This is a genomic window from Rhodocaloribacter litoris (genome assembly GCF_011682235.2).
Lineage (GTDB): Bacteria > Bacteroidota > Rhodothermia > Rhodothermales > ISCAR-4553 > Rhodocaloribacter > Rhodocaloribacter litoris.
This window is the reverse complement of record NZ_CP076718.1, coordinates 1439077-1453705: the sequence shown is the minus strand read 5'-3', so window position 1 is coordinate 1453705 and position 14629 is coordinate 1439077. Positions and strand designations below refer to the sequence as shown.

The following is a 14629-nucleotide window of genomic DNA, read 5'->3' as shown; positions in this document are numbered from 1 at the left end:
GGGCCGGAATACCGGAGGCGGGACCACCCACCCACACACCATCACCCCATCACATGGATCCGAAAAGCTTTTATCGCAGGATGGATGCCCTGCTGGCGCACATCGGGGATGCGGCGCACGACGCGGAGCTCTTGCCCTCCGTGCTCGGTGCACTGGAGGCCAGTCTCGGGCAGATGTTGCACTTCCACAACGGACGACTCTACGAGGAGCACGACGGGGTCTTCCTGCTGCGGGCATCCAACAACGGCGGATCGTTTACCCGCGAGCTGGCCCTGGACGATCCGGCCGTCGAGCTGGTCCTGCGCCATGGGAGCTACCTTTTCGACACCTCGGCGCCCGGCAAGCTGGTGCCTGAAGGCCGTGCCGCCGTTCCGGTGGCGTTCGTGGTGACGGCCGGGCCGTCGCGTTCGGGCAAACGGTGGCTCTTCGTCTACGACCTGTTGCCGGCGTGGACACACGAGGAGATCCAGCTGTGCATGAACGCCGTGCGCGCGGCGCTGAACTTCAAGCTGGCCTCCGGTGCCATGCAAAGCGACCTTGAGAAGGCGGCCCAGATCCAGCAGAGCCTGCTCCCGCTCTCGGCCCCCGAGATGGAGGGGTATGCCTTTGCCGGGCGCTCCCAGCCGGCCGAGCGCGTCGGAGGCGACCTCTACGACTTCATCCGGCTCAGCGACGAGATGGTGGGCGTCAGCATCGGCGACGCCAGCGGGCACGGGCTGCCGGCCGCCCTGCTCGTGCGCGACGTGGTGACGGGCCTGCGCATGGGGCTCGAAGACCAGCGCAAGATCGTCTACACCATCAAAAAGCTGAACCAGGTCATCCACCGGAGCACCTTCTCGACGCGCTTCATCTCCCTGTTCTACGGCGAGGTCGAGCGGAACGGCAACCTGCTCTACGTCAACTGCGGGCATCCGCCGCCCCTGCTGGTGCACGGCGACCAGGTGCGACAGCTGGAAGCCACCGGCACCGTCATCGGCCCCCTGCGGGACCCGACGATCTACCGGGCCTATGCCTACCTCGAACCCGGCGCAACCCTGGTGCTCTACTCGGACGGCATCATCGAACGACGTAACCGGCGGCACGAGATGTATGAGATTCGCGGGCTCCGGTCCTTCGTCCTGCAACATCAGCACCTGAGCGCGCAGGAACTCGTCGACGCCATCTTCGAGGAGGTCTTCGCCTACGGGCATCACGGGGCCTGGGCGGACGACGCCACCGTGGTGGTGGTCAAGCGCCGGGAGGCCGCCGGCTGAGGACGACCCGGCGAGAGCAACCCGGACCGGAAGACAGGAAGATGCGGGGTGACGCCGGGCCTTCTCTCAGAACGTGTCCGTCTCCGTTTCGTCGTCGAGGGGTTCCTCGTCCAGCTCGTCGAGCGGCTCGTCCTCGTCTTCGTCCTCGTCGGTGAGGTCGGTCGTGCGCAGGGCCTCGTCGAGCAGCATGTCGAACTCACCGGCCGAGGCGGACGTTTCTTCGATCTCGTCTTCGTCCGGCCGGGGCGGTGCCAGCACCTCGGCCGCGTGCGGTGCCAGCAGATAGAGCGTGCCCAGCGTGTGCCGCCCCCCCTCGACGACGAGGCCCTCGCGGATCATCTTGCGGGCCACGTGGTAGGGGCAGGCCTCATAGCCCTTGCCCGGCATGAAAAAGTTGGCCGTGTGCCGGTTCTCGCTCACGATGAGCGCATAGCCCCGCAGCATCTTCGTCCGTGCGTGGTGCACCCATTTGTCCCGGGAGACCGTCGGTGCCGTGCGGAGATTCAGGTCCCAGAACTCGTTTCCGCCGGTGCGTTCTTCTTGTTCGTACATGGCTGCGTTCGAGATGAGGGTGAAGGGGAGGGGAGAAAAGAGAAAAGTGTCCGGGCAACCCGCGAAAAATGAACGGGTTCCCGCCGCGCCGGGGCGCGAAAAAATTTTTTGTCCCCCGGCGGGTCAGGGCCACATCGTGGTCAGATAGGCGACGTAGCCGGCGAGCAGGAGCGCGCCTTCCCAGCGGTTGAGGCGGAAGCCGGTATGCATCAGCGGGAGCACGAGCACGCTGAGCGCCAGCATCACGAGGAAGTCGGTCGTACGCAACGCACCGGCCTCGACGGGGTGGACGAGCGCCGCCACGCCGAGGATGCACAGGATGTTGAAGATGTTCGACCCGACGACGTTGCCGATCGACACGTCTCCTTCTCTTTTGAAGGCGGCTACGACCGAGGTGGCCAGCTCCGGCAGGCTCGTGCCGACGGCCACCACCGTCAGCCCGATGACGGCCCGGCTGATGCCCAGGGCCTCGGCAAGCGTGACGGCGCCCCGGACGAGGAGCTGCGCCCCGAGGAGCAGGCCGCCCAGTCCGGCCAGGACCAGCGTCACGCTCGCCCAGAGAGGCCGGGCCGCCGGCGCGATGGCCTCGTCGAAGGCCGTTGCGGCTGCTTCACGCCGGGCCAGCCGGTAGGCCACGCCGGTGTAGGCGACGATGCCCAGCACCAGCACCAGGCCGTCGAGCCGCCCGATGACCCCGTCGAGCAGGAGGGCGCCCAGCAGCAGCGTCACGGCGATCATGACGGGGATCTCGCGCCGGATCACCTGCAGCTGAACCTGGATCGGGCGAATGAGGGCCGAGAGCCCCAGGATCAGGGCGATGTTGGCAATGTTGGAACCGACGATGTTGCCCAGGGCCAGGGCGCTTTCGCCCGCCATGGCGGCCCGCACGCTGACGACGAGTTCCGGGCTGCTGGTCCCGAAAGCCACCACCGTCAGGCCGATGACCAGGGCGGAAAGCCCCAGGCGCAGCGCCAGGCCGACGCTGCCGCGCACCAGCCCTTCGGCACCGAGCACGAGCAGGATCAGGCCGCCCAGGAGGGTAAGCAGGGTCAGCAGCATGGAGGCCACGGCCGGGGCGCACCGGCCCCGGGGTTTGATTGCAAGGAAGCGGGTGCTATTTTAGCAGGAGGGAAAAGGGTTGCGTCTCATGCGAGCCTCGTGGACGCGGAAACCCTTCAATCGAAGGGGGGCGGCCGGCGTTCCGTCTCTTTTTCCGGGGCCTGTGGGATCGGGAAAAATTCATCCATCTGCGTTCGGGCCTATGGCTTTGCGAGACCTTGCCTCCGCCGAGAACGGGCTGCTCACCGAATTTGCCGAGCGAGCGGGTGCGCTGGTGCTCTTCACGGTCGAGTTTTTCAAGCGCTTCTGGCGCCCGCCCTACGAATGGCGCGAGTTGCTCAACCAGATGGACGAGGTGGGGACGAAGAGCTTCTTGCTGACGGCGGTGACGGGGCTGGCCATCGGCATCGTGCTCTCGATGCAGAGCCGGGGTACGATGGCCCGCTTCGGGGCCGAAGCCATGCTGCCGAGCATGCTGGCGCTCTCGGTGGTCAAAGAGATCGGTCCGGTGATCACCTCGCTCGTGCTGGCCGGGCGCCTCGGCGCGGGCATCGGCGCCGAGATCGGCTCGATGCGCGTTACCGAACAGATCGATGCCCTGGAGGTGGCGGCCCTGAAGCCGTTTCACTACCTGGTCATCACGCGCGTGCTGGCCTGCGTGCTCATGTTTCCGGTGCTGACCGTGTGGACGGATACGGTCGCGCTGCTGGGCGGTTATCTGGAATCGGTGCTGGCCGCCGACATGGACTACCGCATCTTCTTCAACACGGCCTTCTCCGCGCTGCGCTTCTCCGATCTGGTCGTCGACACCCTGAAGACGAGCGTCTTCGGGTTCATCGTGGGGATCGTGAGCTGCTTCCTCGGATACCACGTGCGCGGCGGAACGCGCGAGGTGGGGCAGGCCACGATGCAGGCCGTCGTGGCCTCGTCGCTGCTGATTTTTCTGGCCGATGTCGTCATCGTCCGGATTTCGATCACCCTCTTCGGTACGGTCTGAAGCCCATGTACGACCCGTCGGAACATACCGCGACCGGGGCGGCCGTGCCGGAGGACGGAGCGCCGCCGCCGCACGTGGTCATCGAACTGCGGGACCTCCACAAGTCGTTCGGGAAGAACGAGGTACTCAAGGGGGTTTCGCTGGCGGTCGAGCGGGGAACGAACGCCGTCGTCATGGGGGGCTCGGGTTCGGGCAAGAGTGTGCTGATCAAGCACATCGTACAACTGCTCAGGCCCGACCGGGGAGAGGTGTGGGTCGATGGCCGGCGCGTCGACCGGCTCACCGGCGACGCGCTCGATGCGCTGCGCCTCTCGATCGGCTACCTCTTTCAGAGCGGGGCCCTTTTCGACTCGATGACGGTCTACGAAAACATGGACTTCATCCTCGAACGGCATACCCGCCTCAGTCGTGCCGAGCGACGCGAGCGCATCGAGGAAACGCTCGACTGGGTGAACCTGCGCGAGAAGGCTGCCAGCTATCCGGCCGAGCTCTCCGGCGGGCAGAAGAAGCGGATCGGGCTGGCACGGGCCATCATCCTCGAACCCCGCATCCTGCTCTACGACGAACCCACCACCGGGCTCGACCCCGTCTCCGTGCGCACCGTTTCGGAACTGATCGTGCGCCTGCGCGACGAACGCGGGATCACCGGCGTGGCCATCACGCACGACCTGCTGTGTGCCGAGATCATCACCGACCGGGCCCACTTCCTCTTCGACGGAACCTTCATCGCCAGCGGCACGCTGGAAGAGTTGCGCCGGAGCGACCACCCGGAGCTGCGCAACTTCTTCGGAGGCTGAACGCCCCGGTCCCGGAGCGCCCGCCCGGAAAACAAATCGTTCGGGGCGGCGGTATACGGAGGGTGGAACGTTGATCGAGGGGGGCGCGCCGGTCGCGTATGACGTGAACCGGGCCTCCCGGCGGGGCGCGAAACACGTCAGTCGACGGGCCTGCCCGGCATGGCCGGGCGAAACCGGTATCATCCAGAAGCGAGGCTCAAGACATGTCACGTCAGGCACGGGTGGGGTTGCTGGTGCTGGCAGGTGCCCTGCTGTTCATGCTCGCGCTCTTTGCGCTGGCCAACCGCACGTTTCTCTTCAGCGATACCTTCTACGTGCGGGCCCAGTTTACGCGCGTGGCCGGGCTGGTGGCGGGGGCCTCGGTGCAGTACCAGGGGGTCAACGTCGGGCGTGTCGAAAGCGTGCAGTTGCCGGAAGCGCCCGGGGAGAAGATCGTCGTCACGATGGCCATCTCGGAAAAGGCGCGGCACCTGGTGCGGAAGAACACCCAGGCGCAGATCAAGAGCGACGGGCTCGTGGGCAATCAGATCGTGGTGCTGGTGCCGTCGCCCGTGGTGGGCGAGCCGGCCGGCGAGGGCGACTATATTCCCGGCGTCGATCCGTTCGACCTGTTCGAAATCACAGACAAGGCCCTGGCCTCGGTGCAGCGCTTCGAACAGGCGGCGCTCGCCTTCGAGCAGATCATGCGGGACGTGCAGGCCGGCGAAGGATCGCTGGGCAAGTTCATCTACGACCCTTCCCTCTATGATGCCTTCGTCGCCACCACCGACGAGACGCGCCGGGTGCTGAACAACCTGGCGGACAACGCCGAGGCCCTCGTGGGACTGGCCGGCGAGGCCACCCGGGGGGTGCAGGAGATCCTCGACAAGGTGGACCGGGGCGAGGGCACCCTGGCCCGCATGCTCAACGACCCGGCCGTCTACAACAGCCTGCTGGCCACGGCCGACTCGCTGCAGGCCATCGCCGGCGACCTGCGGGTGGTCATGCACAACGCGGAAAACATGACCAACTGGGGTGCGCTGGGCGCGTTCCGGTTCGCCGAGCTGATGGAGGCCGGCAAGCACAACTGGCTCTTCAAACGGTATTTCGAGGAACGGGGACACATGGAACTGGCCCCCTTCGAAGTGCGCGAGCGGGCCCTGGCCGAGACGTACAAGAAGTTGCAGGAGAAAGAGCGTGCGCTCTTCGAATGGGAACAGCGCCTGCGGGCCCTCGCCGCCGAGCTGGAAGCAGCCGCCGGAACGAACGGAAAGTCCACGTCGAACGAATAGCGCGCCATGGACGACGCTTCCGCTCAAAAGCCGGCCCGTTCCTCTGCCGGTGCCTCCCCGCTGTCCGCTTCGGAGGTTGCGCTGCTGGCCGGGGGGCTGGCGCTTTTCCTGGTGCTGCTCTATCTGATGCGGGACTTCCTCAACCCGCTGATCGTCGCCGCGGCGTTCGGGATCCTGCTCTGGCCCCTGCGGGCGCATCGCGCGGCCCGGGCGCTCCTGCTCACCGGTGGTTTCCTGCTGGTGTTCTGGCTCGTGGATGAGCTGAGCGTCATCCTGTTGCCGTTCGCCGTGGCCTACCTGCTGGCCTATCTGTGCAACCCGGCCGTCGACTTCATGCACGCGCGGCTGCGGACTCCCCGGTGGGTATCGGCGCTGGTGATGACGGCGCTGGTGGTGGGGGTCGTGGCGCTCTTTGTGCTCATGCTCGTGCCCAGCATCGTCGGCCAGCTCGAAGTGCTGGCCACGCGCATCCTCGGCAATGTGGGCAACCTGCGTGCGTGGTTGCTCAACCTGGCCCTGCTCGATCAGCTGGAGGCCGCCGGCCTGGTCGACAAAGGCGAGTTGATCCGCCAGTTCACGCAGGTCATTCAGGAACAGGCCACGGCGCTGGCGAGCGGGATCCCCAACGCGGCCAAGGAGGTCGTGCAGTCGCTCAGCTCGGTGATCGGGCTCGTGACCATCATCGCCCTCATCCCCGTGCTGTTCTTCTATACCCTCAAGGATTATCCCCTCATCACGGCCCGGCTGATCGAGCTGTTTCCCACTTTCGGCGGGCGACGGGACTACCTGCTGAAGGCGGGCAGCGTGGTGGGGAACTACCTGCGGGGGCAGATTACCATCAGCGCCATCGTCGCCACCATGGTGTCGCTGGCCCTGCTGCTCTTCGGTGTGCCGTTCGCGTTGCTGATCGGACTACTGGCCGGGCTGCTGAACATGATTCCCAACCTGGGGATCATCATCACTTACTTCATCGGCGGCCTCATTGCACTGGCCTTCGGGGGGGTCGTCGATCTGGTGATCGTAGTGGCGGTGCTGCTGGGCGAGTCGTTTCTGGAGCAGAGTGTGCTTACGCCCAACATCCTGGGGCAGCGGGTGGGCCTGCATCCGGTGCTTATCCTGCTGGCGCTGTTCGTCTTCGGCTTCTTCATGGGAATCCTCGGCCTGCTCATCGCCGTGCCCGCCACAGCCCTGATCGTGGCGGCCTATCAGGCCTACCGGGAAGAATTGACCATCGACCTGGCAGCCTACGGGGATTATGTGCGGGGCGCCCGGTCGAAAGGCGGCTTGCCGGCGGAGGATGGGATTGAAACGTCCGCCCCGCCCGTGCAACCCACCGAAGCCGGCACACCGGAGACGCCGCCGGAGACCTGAACCGCGGCGATGCACGGCCCGCCGGCGAAACGTTCCGCCACCATCTTTTGCCTGCCTTGTCACTGTCGTACGTCGTTCCACGCCGGTTTGACCCCACCCGATCGCTGCTGGGGTGCGCGATTCGCCGCAGGGTGCGCGATGCGCGCCGTGCCGAGGCGTGCTTTATCGTCGGGCTTGCGGGGGTGTTGCTTGCGTTGATCCTGGCTCAGTACCTGGCCTGGGCCCTGCTGCATGAGACGATCCGGGCCGGCGGCACGGCCGGCACGATCTTCTGGCTTGCGCAGCCGGGGCTGCTGCTCGTGTGCCTGGGTACCTGTGTGCTGGGCTTTCGGCCTGCCATCCGGATCACCGCCGGGGCCGGCGGGCTGTGCGTCGAGCAGGGCGGCGAGGTCTGCCGCCTCGCCTACGCGGAGATCCGGGGCGTCGAGACGATCTCCGCCCTGCGTTTTCACCGGCACGAGCGGCGCTATGCGGCCACGCGGGCCTTCGTCAACCGCCTCGAGGACCCGCTGCTGCTGATCCGGACGGCCGAAGGACCCGTGGTGCTGGGGTTGCGGCCCGCCGACACCCTGCACCTGCGAGATCACCTGGCGGTGCGGGTACGCGTGCCGGCCGGCGAGACGATGCGGGTCGCCTGAAACGGCGTCAACCGGGCTCGAACAGCGGCAGGATGCGGTCGAAGAGGGCTTCCCGCAGCGCGAACAGCACGGCTTTGGTGCGCGGCGTCTCCGTGTTGAACGTGCCCAGGACGCCCACCTGCCGGGCCGGGTCCACGTAGAGCAGGGCGCGGAACCCCTTCTGGTCGCCGGTGTGCCCGATCACCCGCATCCCCTCCTTTTCCATGAGGAAGAAGGTGAGCCCCACGGACTCGCGGTACGGGCCGAACCGGCCGTGTTCGTAGTGGGGCCGCCACATCTCTTCGAGAGAGCTTCGCCGGAGCACCCCCTCGTAGACGTCCTGCCGTGCGGTGGCCCCCAGGAGGAACCCCACGTACCGGGCCATGTCCGCCAGCGACGCGTTCAGCCCGCCGTTGGAAACCGTGATGCCCGTGTCGAAGTCGAGCCCGTTTTCGCGGAGAGTGCCGTCGATGTATTCGTAGTTGTTCGAGCGGTGGGGAAGCAGGTGGTAGGGCGTGTGGTCGAAGTAGCTCGCGTACATGCCCAGCGGCCTGAGGAGGTTTTTGTCGATGTACACTTCGTAGTCGTCGCCCGTCAGGATTTCGATGATGCGGCCGAGGAAGACAATCCCGAGGTTGGAGTAGGATGTTTTCGTGCCCGGGGCGAAGTGCAGCGTGGTGTAGGGAAACATGGCTACGAGCTGGGACCACGTGGCCGGTTCATGCGGGTGCCAGGGCTGGTCGCCGCCCCAGGGCCAGGTGGGGCCGCGGAAGCCGGCGCTGTGGGTCATGAGGTGCCGCAGCGTGACGGTTTCCAGGCTGCCGAAGGGGTCGTGCACGGCGCGGAGTTCGGGGAGATAGCGGACGACGGGGTCGTCGAGGTGCAGCCGCCCGCGGTCCCGGAGTTGCATGACGGCCATGCCGGTGAACGTCTTGGTGACGGAAGCCCAGTGGTAGATCGTGTGGAGGTCCGTCGGGCGGCGGGTGGCGCGGTCGGCCAGGCCGTAGTGCGTCGCGGCCAGGATCGTTTCTCCTCGCACCAGTGCAAGGCCGCCGCCTACGATCCCGGCGGCACGGAGTGCCCGGGCGTGCTCGCCGGCAAGCTGCCGCCAGGCTGCCGCAAAGCCGGGCGGCAGGGTCCCGGCCTCGGGAGAAAGGGTTGTCCGGGTCATTGAAATCGTGGGGGTTGTGTCGTCTTCGGAGCAGGGGCGCCAGTGGCCCGTTCCCCGTTGTTCCGGTAAAATTTTCCGGTCTTTTTTTCGCGTAGAAAAACAATATAACACGGTGCCCGGGAAGGGGGCGAGCACCGACGGCGCTGCATGCAAGGTGTGGGATACGGCGCGTAAAACCGCGTTTTCGGGGCTTCAGGCGGGCCGTCGCATCGTGGGGGCGGGGACGGGCCCGTTGCCCGGAGGAGGGAAGCGCAAGAGGGGTATGTATTTTGTCAGGTCCGCGGCCTGGCTTCCCCTTCGTGTTGCGCAGCGCAACGGGGCGGTCGTCTGGTCTGCAACGGAGACGAAACCATGAACGCGCGATTCGCATGGATCCATCGGAGCGGGTGGGGAAGCTGGCTGGTGGGGATCATGCTCTGGGGGCTGGCTGCCGGTCCGGTGGCAGCGCAGCAGCAGTATTTCCGGAATTATACGGGGGACGACGGGCTGTCCCAGCTGGGCGTGCAGGTGGCCCTGCAGGACAGGGCGGGGTATCTCTGGATCGGCACGCAGGCGGGGCTGAACCGCTTCGACGGGTATGCCTTTGAGGTTTTCGGCATCCGGCAGGGGCTGGCCAGCGACTGGATCAATGCCCTGCTGGAGGATGCATCCGGGCGGTTGTGGATCGGTACGAACAACGGGCTGAGCGTTTTCGTGCCGCCGGATACGTTTCACACCTATGCGGAGGCGGCCGGTCTGCCGGACAAGCAGGTGCACGCGCTGGCCTTCGACGCCGGGCAGGTCCTCTGGATCGGCACGGGCGACGGGCTGGCCCGCATGGTGGAGGGCGCGTTTGAGCACGTCCGGGAGGTGCCCGGCGGGCGCATCACGGCCCTGCAGCTCGATGCGCGGGGCCGGCTCTGGGTCGGCACGCCCGAGGGACTGTTCTACCGGGAGGGCGGGCGTTTTCACCGGCACCGGCGCCTGGCCCGGGCGCCGGTGCACCGGCTGGCCGAGGACGCACACGGGCGGCTCTGGGTCGGGATCGGTGAGCAGGTGGTGGTGCTCGAGGCGGGCGAGCCGGTGAGTGTCTATACCGAGGCGGACGGGCTGGTCGGGCTGCCGGTGCGGGCACTGCAGCCGGGCCGGGACGGCACGATGTGGATCGGGACGATCCGCGGCCTGGCCGCCATCGAGGCGGGCCGGGTGCGGTTTATCGGGCCGGAGAACGGGCTGCCGTTCGGCGGGGTCAGCGCGCTCCTGGAAGACCACGAGGGCCGCCTCTGGGTGGGCGGATACGGCGGCTTCGCCAAGTTCGTCGGGCGCGCTTTCGTCAACTACCGGCAGGAGGACGGCCTGGCGGCCGACAACGTCCGGCCCATCGTCCGGGGGCCCGAGGGCGACCTGTGGGTCGGCACGCAGCGGGGGCTCAACCGCTTCGACGGCCGGCGCTGGCACACCTACACCGAGGCCGACGGGCTCAGCAGCGCCTTCGTGCGTTCCCTCCTCGTCGATCACCGGGGCACGCTCTGGATCGGGACCCTGCGCGGGTTGAGCTACCGGGATCGGACCGGCTTCCATGTCGCCGAAGACTTCCCGTCCACCGGCAGTGTGATGGCGCTTGCCGAAGACCAGCAACGGCGGCTCTGGGTGGGGGTGCAGCGGGACGGGGTCTACCGCCGCGACCCGGGTGGCTTCACCCGCGTCGAGGTGCCCGGGCAGTCCTTCTCCGACGCCCGTATCCTGGTCGACCGCGCGGGCAACGTCTGGATCTCCGGGGACCACGGCCTCTCCCGCTGGGACGGGCAGGCCTGGCGGACGTTCACCGTGGCCGACGGGCTCGCCGCCAACGAACCCTACTTCATGGCCGAAGACCCGCGGGGACGCCTCTGGTTCGGCTATCACGCCTCCTACGGCATCACGGTCTACGATCCCGCCCGTAACACCTTCCGGACCTACACGACCGACGACGGGCTCTTTCACGACGCCGTCTATTCCGTCGGCGTCGATGCCGAGGGCAACGTCTGGATCGGCACGGCCCGCGGCGTAGATCGCTTCGACGGCAAGACGTTCGTCAACTACGGCCCACGTGAAGGGTACGCCAGCAACGAATCGAACGCCGGCGGTTTCCTGGCCGACACCGACGGCACGCTCTGGTTCGGAACGGCCAACGGACTCAGCCACTATTTCCCCCGGTACGACCTGGGCTACGGGGACCCACCGCGCATCCTGATCCGCTGGCTGACGCTGGGCGAGGAGCGGTTCTCGCCGGAGGAGGCGGTGCACGTTCCCTACCACCGGCGGGATCTCCAGGCCCGGGTGGCGGCGCTGTCATTCGTCAACGAGAAAAAGTTGCACCTGCGCTATCGCCTGGCCGGCTACGACGACACCTGGCGGCCGCTGGCCGGCCGGGACATCCGGTTCACGAACCTGCCGCCGGGCCGTTACACGCTGGAGGTGCAGGGACGCAAGGATGGCTCGGCCTGGTCCGTCCCGGCGACGGCCTCGTTCGAGATCGCCCGCCCCTACTGGCAGACGTGGTGGTTCACGTCGCTCGCTGCGCTGGTGCTGGGGCTGGTGGGATGGGGGTTCTACAAGTACCGGGTCTACCAGGTGGAGGCGAACAACCGGATGCTGGCCCGGCTCGTCGAGGAACGCACCGCCGCCCTGCAGGCCCAGAAGGCCCACCTGGAGACCACGCTCGACGAGCTCACCCGCGTCAAGGAAGACCTGGAGCGGGCCAACCGGGAACTCGTCGAAGCCAGCCGGCTCAAGAGCGAGTTCTTGGCCAACATGAGCCACGAGATCCGCACCCCCATGAACGGCGTCATCGGCATGGCGGAACTGCTCCTGCAGACGCCGCTCACGCCGGATCAGCAGGAGTACGTGGCCTCGATCAACCGCTGCGGCGAGGCGCTGCTGACGATCATCAACGACATCCTGGACCTGTCCAAGATCGAGGCGGGCAAGCTGGAGCTGGAGCGGGTCGCCTTCGACCTCCAGGAGGTCATCGAAGACAGCGTCGAGTTCCTGGCGCCCCGGGCGATGGCCAAGGGGCTCGAACTGGCCTGCTACGTGCAGGAGGAGGGCACGGCCGTCCTGGGCGATCCGCACCGTCTCCGCCAGGTGCTGACCAACCTGCTCGGCAATGCCATCAAGTTTACGGAGCGGGGAGAGGTGGTGGTCCGGGCCGAGGTGCTGTCGATGAACCGGCGCACCGTGTGCTGGCGCATTGCCGTGAAGGATACCGGGATCGGCATCTCGCCGGAAGGCCGTGCCCGCCTCTTCCAGTCGTTCTCGCAGGTGGACGGCTCGACCACCCGCCGCTACGGCGGTACGGGCCTGGGGCTGGCCATCTCCAGGCAACTCGTCGAGATGATGGGCGGCGAGATCGGGGTCGAGAGCGAGGTGGGGAAAGGATCCACCTTTGCCTTCACCGTGCGGTTGCGCCGACAGTCCGAGGCGACGGAAGACGGGCGCACGGCGGGCCGGCTCACCGGCCGGCGCGTCCTGATCGTGGACGACAATGCCACCAACCGCCGCATCCTGGAGCTGCAGACGAAAGCCTGGGGCATGGCGCCCACGCTGGCTGCGAGCGGCCCGGAGGCCCTGGCGATCCTGCGGGCCGAGGCGGTGGAGCAACACCCCTTCGACCTCGTCATCCTCGACCACATGATGCCCGAGATGAACGGGCTCGAAGTGGCGGCACGCATCAAGGAGGATCCGCGCCTGGCGGCCACGCGGATCCTGCTCCTGACCTCGTACCTGGATACCGAACACCAGGCTACCGCCCGCCGCATCGGCATCGAGGCCACGATGAACAAGCCGGCCCGGCAGTCCTACCTGTTCAAAAAGCTCGTGGCTCTGGTGGAGGGACCGGACCCGGAGGAAATGGCGCCCCGGGGACAGGTGCCGGCGACCGACAAGGCACCCACCCCCTCCCGGGCGGAAAAAGGGCGCATCCTGGTGGTCGAAGACAACGTGGTCAATCAGAAAGTGGCCGTCCACCACCTGAACCGCCTCGGCTACCGGGCCGACGTGGCCTCCCATGGCCGGGAAGCCCTCACCGCACTCGCCCGTGCCGACTACGACCTCATCCTGATGGATATCCAGATGCCGGAGATGGACGGCTTCGAGGCAACGGCCCATATTCGCGAGCGCGAACCCGCCGGGACCCGGATCCCCATCGTCGCCATGACGGCCAACGCCATGGAAGGCGAACGCCAGCGCTGCCTCGAAAGCGGGATGGATGACTACATCGCCAAGCCGTTCAAACAGAAGGAGCTGGCCCAGGTGCTCGCACACTGGATCGGGCAGCCGGCCGGGGTCGTGCCGCCGGACGGCACGGGCCGGAACCCTGCCGGTGCGCCCCGCCGCGACGCCGGCACGCCGGAGGCATGAGGCGGCGGAGACGCACCGGAAGCGGGGAACCCGAAACCACCCCGCCCCTCCTTTTTTTTCAGAAGCGCTTCCGGTTCGAAACCGCCCTTCCGGCTTCCGTGTTGAAGCGCATCACGTACCCGTGCTCCTACCACCCTCCACCACCCCGATTCCATGACGCCCGAGACGGAGACCGCCGCTTCTTCCCCGAAGACCCTGGACATTGTCGTGCGCGAGGCCGGCCCGCAGGACTTTCGTTACGCCGAGGCCATCTCGCAGCTCATCGAGGAAGCCGCCCGGGTGCGGGGCACCGGCATCGCCAAGCGCGCACCGGAATACATCCGGGCCAAGATGGAAGAGGGGAAGGCCATCATCGCCCTGTGCGGGGAGGAACTGGCCGGCTTCTGCTACATCGAGACGTGGGAGCACGGCAAGTACGTGGCCAACTCCGGCCTCATCGTGGCCCCGGCATTCCGCAAGATGGGCCTGGCCAAGCGCATCAAACGGCGGGCCTTCCAGCTCTCCCGGAAAAAGTATCCCGAGGCCAAGCTCTTCGGCATCACCACGAGCCTGGCCGTCATGAAGATCAACACGGAACTGGGCTACCGCCCCGTCACCTTCTCGGAGTTGACCCAGGACGAGGTCTTCTGGCAGGGCTGCCAGAGCTGTCCCAATTACGACATCCTGACGCGGACGAAGCGGCAGTACTGCCTGTGCACCGGGATGCTCTTCGACCCGAATGCACCGAAGCTGCCGGAGAATCCGGGGGAGGACCGGGACGGGGAAGCCTGAACGCCTCAGGTCTCGGCCGGCGCCTCCGGTTGTCTCTCGAAGCTTCGCAGGGCATCTTCGACCGTCTCGTAGTCGTCGAAGACCGGGCCGAGGAGGCGCGTCATGAGGAATAGGTTCTTGACCCGGTTCTGGAGGCCGGCCAGGCGGACGTCGCCGCCGGCCCGTCGCATGGTGGTCAGGGTTCCGATGAGCAACCCGATGGCCGTCGAGTCGAGCAGGTCGGCCCTGGAGAGGTCGATGACCAGGCGGGTCTTGCCCTTTTTCTTCAAGTCGTCGATCGCCTGGCGGAAAGCGGTCTCTTCGAGCGCGCCGAGGAACTTACCTTTGATGTGGATCACGACGGCGTGATAGGATTCATCGATGGAGAAGGACATGGGAGCCCCGTAAGTC

12 protein-coding genes are annotated in these 14629 nt (G+C 67.0%); 8 read left to right on the top strand and 4 right to left on the bottom strand.

Translation table 11 applies throughout. The features are described from left to right. Positions 1–53: 53 nt before the first annotated feature. Positions 54–1253: a PP2C family protein-serine/threonine phosphatase gene (locus GQ464_RS06015; protein WP_228350656.1), complete on the top strand. Its 1200-nt coding sequence runs from the start codon at positions 54–56 to the stop codon at positions 1251–1253. A 66-nt stretch (positions 1254–1319) separates the two neighbouring features. Here the strand turns inward: GQ464_RS06015 and GQ464_RS06010 are convergent, their stop codons facing one another. Further along, positions 1320–1805 (bottom strand): hypothetical protein, encoded by a 486-nt coding sequence (locus tag GQ464_RS06010; RefSeq protein ID WP_228350655.1) that lies wholly within the window; start codon positions 1803–1805, stop codon positions 1320–1322. A gap of 123 nt (positions 1806–1928) precedes the next feature. After that, positions 1929–2864 (bottom strand): calcium/sodium antiporter, encoded by a 936-nt coding sequence (locus tag GQ464_RS06005; protein WP_228350654.1) that lies wholly within the window; start codon positions 2862–2864, stop codon positions 1929–1931. 202 nt (positions 2865–3066) lie between these two features. Here GQ464_RS06005 and GQ464_RS06000 point away from each other — a divergent pair, with 202 nt between their 5' ends. The 5 genes from GQ464_RS06000 to GQ464_RS05980 all read left to right on the top strand — a co-directional run bounded on the left by GQ464_RS06000 (position 3067) and on the right by GQ464_RS05980 (position 7938). After that, entirely contained in the window at positions 3067–3861 is a 795-nt protein-coding gene (locus GQ464_RS06000) for an MlaE family ABC transporter permease (protein WP_166977984.1), read from the top strand. A 5-nt stretch (positions 3862–3866) separates the two neighbouring features. Beyond that, entirely contained in the window at positions 3867–4658 is a 792-nt protein-coding gene (locus GQ464_RS05995; protein ID WP_166977982.1) for an ABC transporter ATP-binding protein, read from the top strand. A 203-nt stretch (positions 4659–4861) separates the two neighbouring features. Next, a complete protein-coding gene (locus GQ464_RS05990) occupies positions 4862–5929 on the top strand; it encodes an MlaD family protein (RefSeq protein ID WP_166977980.1) in 1068 nt (355 codons plus the stop codon). Positions 5930–5935: 6 nt separating this feature from the next. Next, positions 5936–7300, top strand: coding sequence for an AI-2E family transporter (locus GQ464_RS05985; RefSeq protein ID WP_166977978.1), 1365 nt, complete (start codon positions 5936–5938; stop codon positions 7298–7300). Between the two features lie 56 nt (positions 7301–7356). After that, entirely contained in the window at positions 7357–7938 is a 582-nt protein-coding gene (locus GQ464_RS05980; protein ID WP_228350653.1) for a hypothetical protein, read from the top strand. Positions 7939–7945: 7 nt separating this feature from the next. Here the strand turns inward: GQ464_RS05980 and GQ464_RS05975 are convergent, their stop codons facing one another. Beyond that, positions 7946–9088 (bottom strand): serine hydrolase domain-containing protein, encoded by a 1143-nt coding sequence (locus tag GQ464_RS05975; RefSeq protein ID WP_166977974.1) that lies wholly within the window; start codon positions 9086–9088, stop codon positions 7946–7948. Between the two features lie 351 nt (positions 9089–9439). Between GQ464_RS05975 and GQ464_RS05970 the strand changes: the two genes are divergently transcribed. Together GQ464_RS05970 and GQ464_RS05965 are read left to right on the top strand one after the other, a co-directional pair. Further along, complete coding sequence (locus GQ464_RS05970) at positions 9440–13468, top strand: hybrid sensor histidine kinase/response regulator (protein ID WP_166977972.1); 4029 nt, start codon at positions 9440–9442, stop codon at positions 13466–13468. A 153-nt stretch (positions 13469–13621) separates the two neighbouring features. Next, positions 13622–14239, top strand: a complete 618-nt coding sequence (locus GQ464_RS05965) for a GNAT family N-acetyltransferase (protein WP_166977970.1) — start codon at positions 13622–13624, stop codon at positions 14237–14239. Positions 14240–14244: 5 nt separating this feature from the next. Here the strand turns inward: GQ464_RS05965 and GQ464_RS05960 are convergent, their stop codons facing one another. Further along, entirely contained in the window at positions 14245–14613 is a 369-nt protein-coding gene (locus tag GQ464_RS05960; protein ID WP_166977968.1) for an STAS domain-containing protein, read from the bottom strand. Positions 14614–14629: the final 16 nt, after the last annotated feature.

Excerpts from the sequence above, each read along its gene's own strand:
- GQ464_RS06015 (WP_228350656.1), top strand. The coding sequence starts at position 54 with ATGGATCCGAAAAGCTTTTATCGCAGGATGGATGCCCTGCTGGCGCAC.
- GQ464_RS06010 (WP_228350655.1), bottom strand. The coding sequence starts at position 1,805 with ATGTACGAACAAGAAGAACGCACCGGCGGAAACGAGTTCTGGGACCTG.
- GQ464_RS06005 (WP_228350654.1), bottom strand. The coding sequence starts at position 2,864 with ATGCTGCTGACCCTGCTTACCCTCCTGGGCGGCCTGATCCTGCTCGTG.
- GQ464_RS06000 (WP_166977984.1), top strand. The coding sequence starts at position 3,067 with ATGGCTTTGCGAGACCTTGCCTCCGCCGAGAACGGGCTGCTCACCGAA.
- GQ464_RS05995 (WP_166977982.1), top strand. The coding sequence starts at position 3,867 with ATGTACGACCCGTCGGAACATACCGCGACCGGGGCGGCCGTGCCGGAG.
- GQ464_RS05990 (WP_166977980.1), top strand. The coding sequence starts at position 4,862 with ATGTCACGTCAGGCACGGGTGGGGTTGCTGGTGCTGGCAGGTGCCCTG.
- GQ464_RS05985 (WP_166977978.1), top strand. The coding sequence starts at position 5,936 with ATGGACGACGCTTCCGCTCAAAAGCCGGCCCGTTCCTCTGCCGGTGCC.
- GQ464_RS05975 (WP_166977974.1), bottom strand. The coding sequence starts at position 9,088 with ATGACCCGGACAACCCTTTCTCCCGAGGCCGGGACCCTGCCGCCCGGC.
- GQ464_RS05970 (WP_166977972.1), top strand. The coding sequence starts at position 9,440 with ATGAACGCGCGATTCGCATGGATCCATCGGAGCGGGTGGGGAAGCTGG.
- GQ464_RS05965 (WP_166977970.1), top strand. The coding sequence starts at position 13,622 with ATGACGCCCGAGACGGAGACCGCCGCTTCTTCCCCGAAGACCCTGGAC.
- GQ464_RS05960 (WP_166977968.1), bottom strand. The coding sequence starts at position 14,613 with ATGTCCTTCTCCATCGATGAATCCTATCACGCCGTCGTGATCCACATC.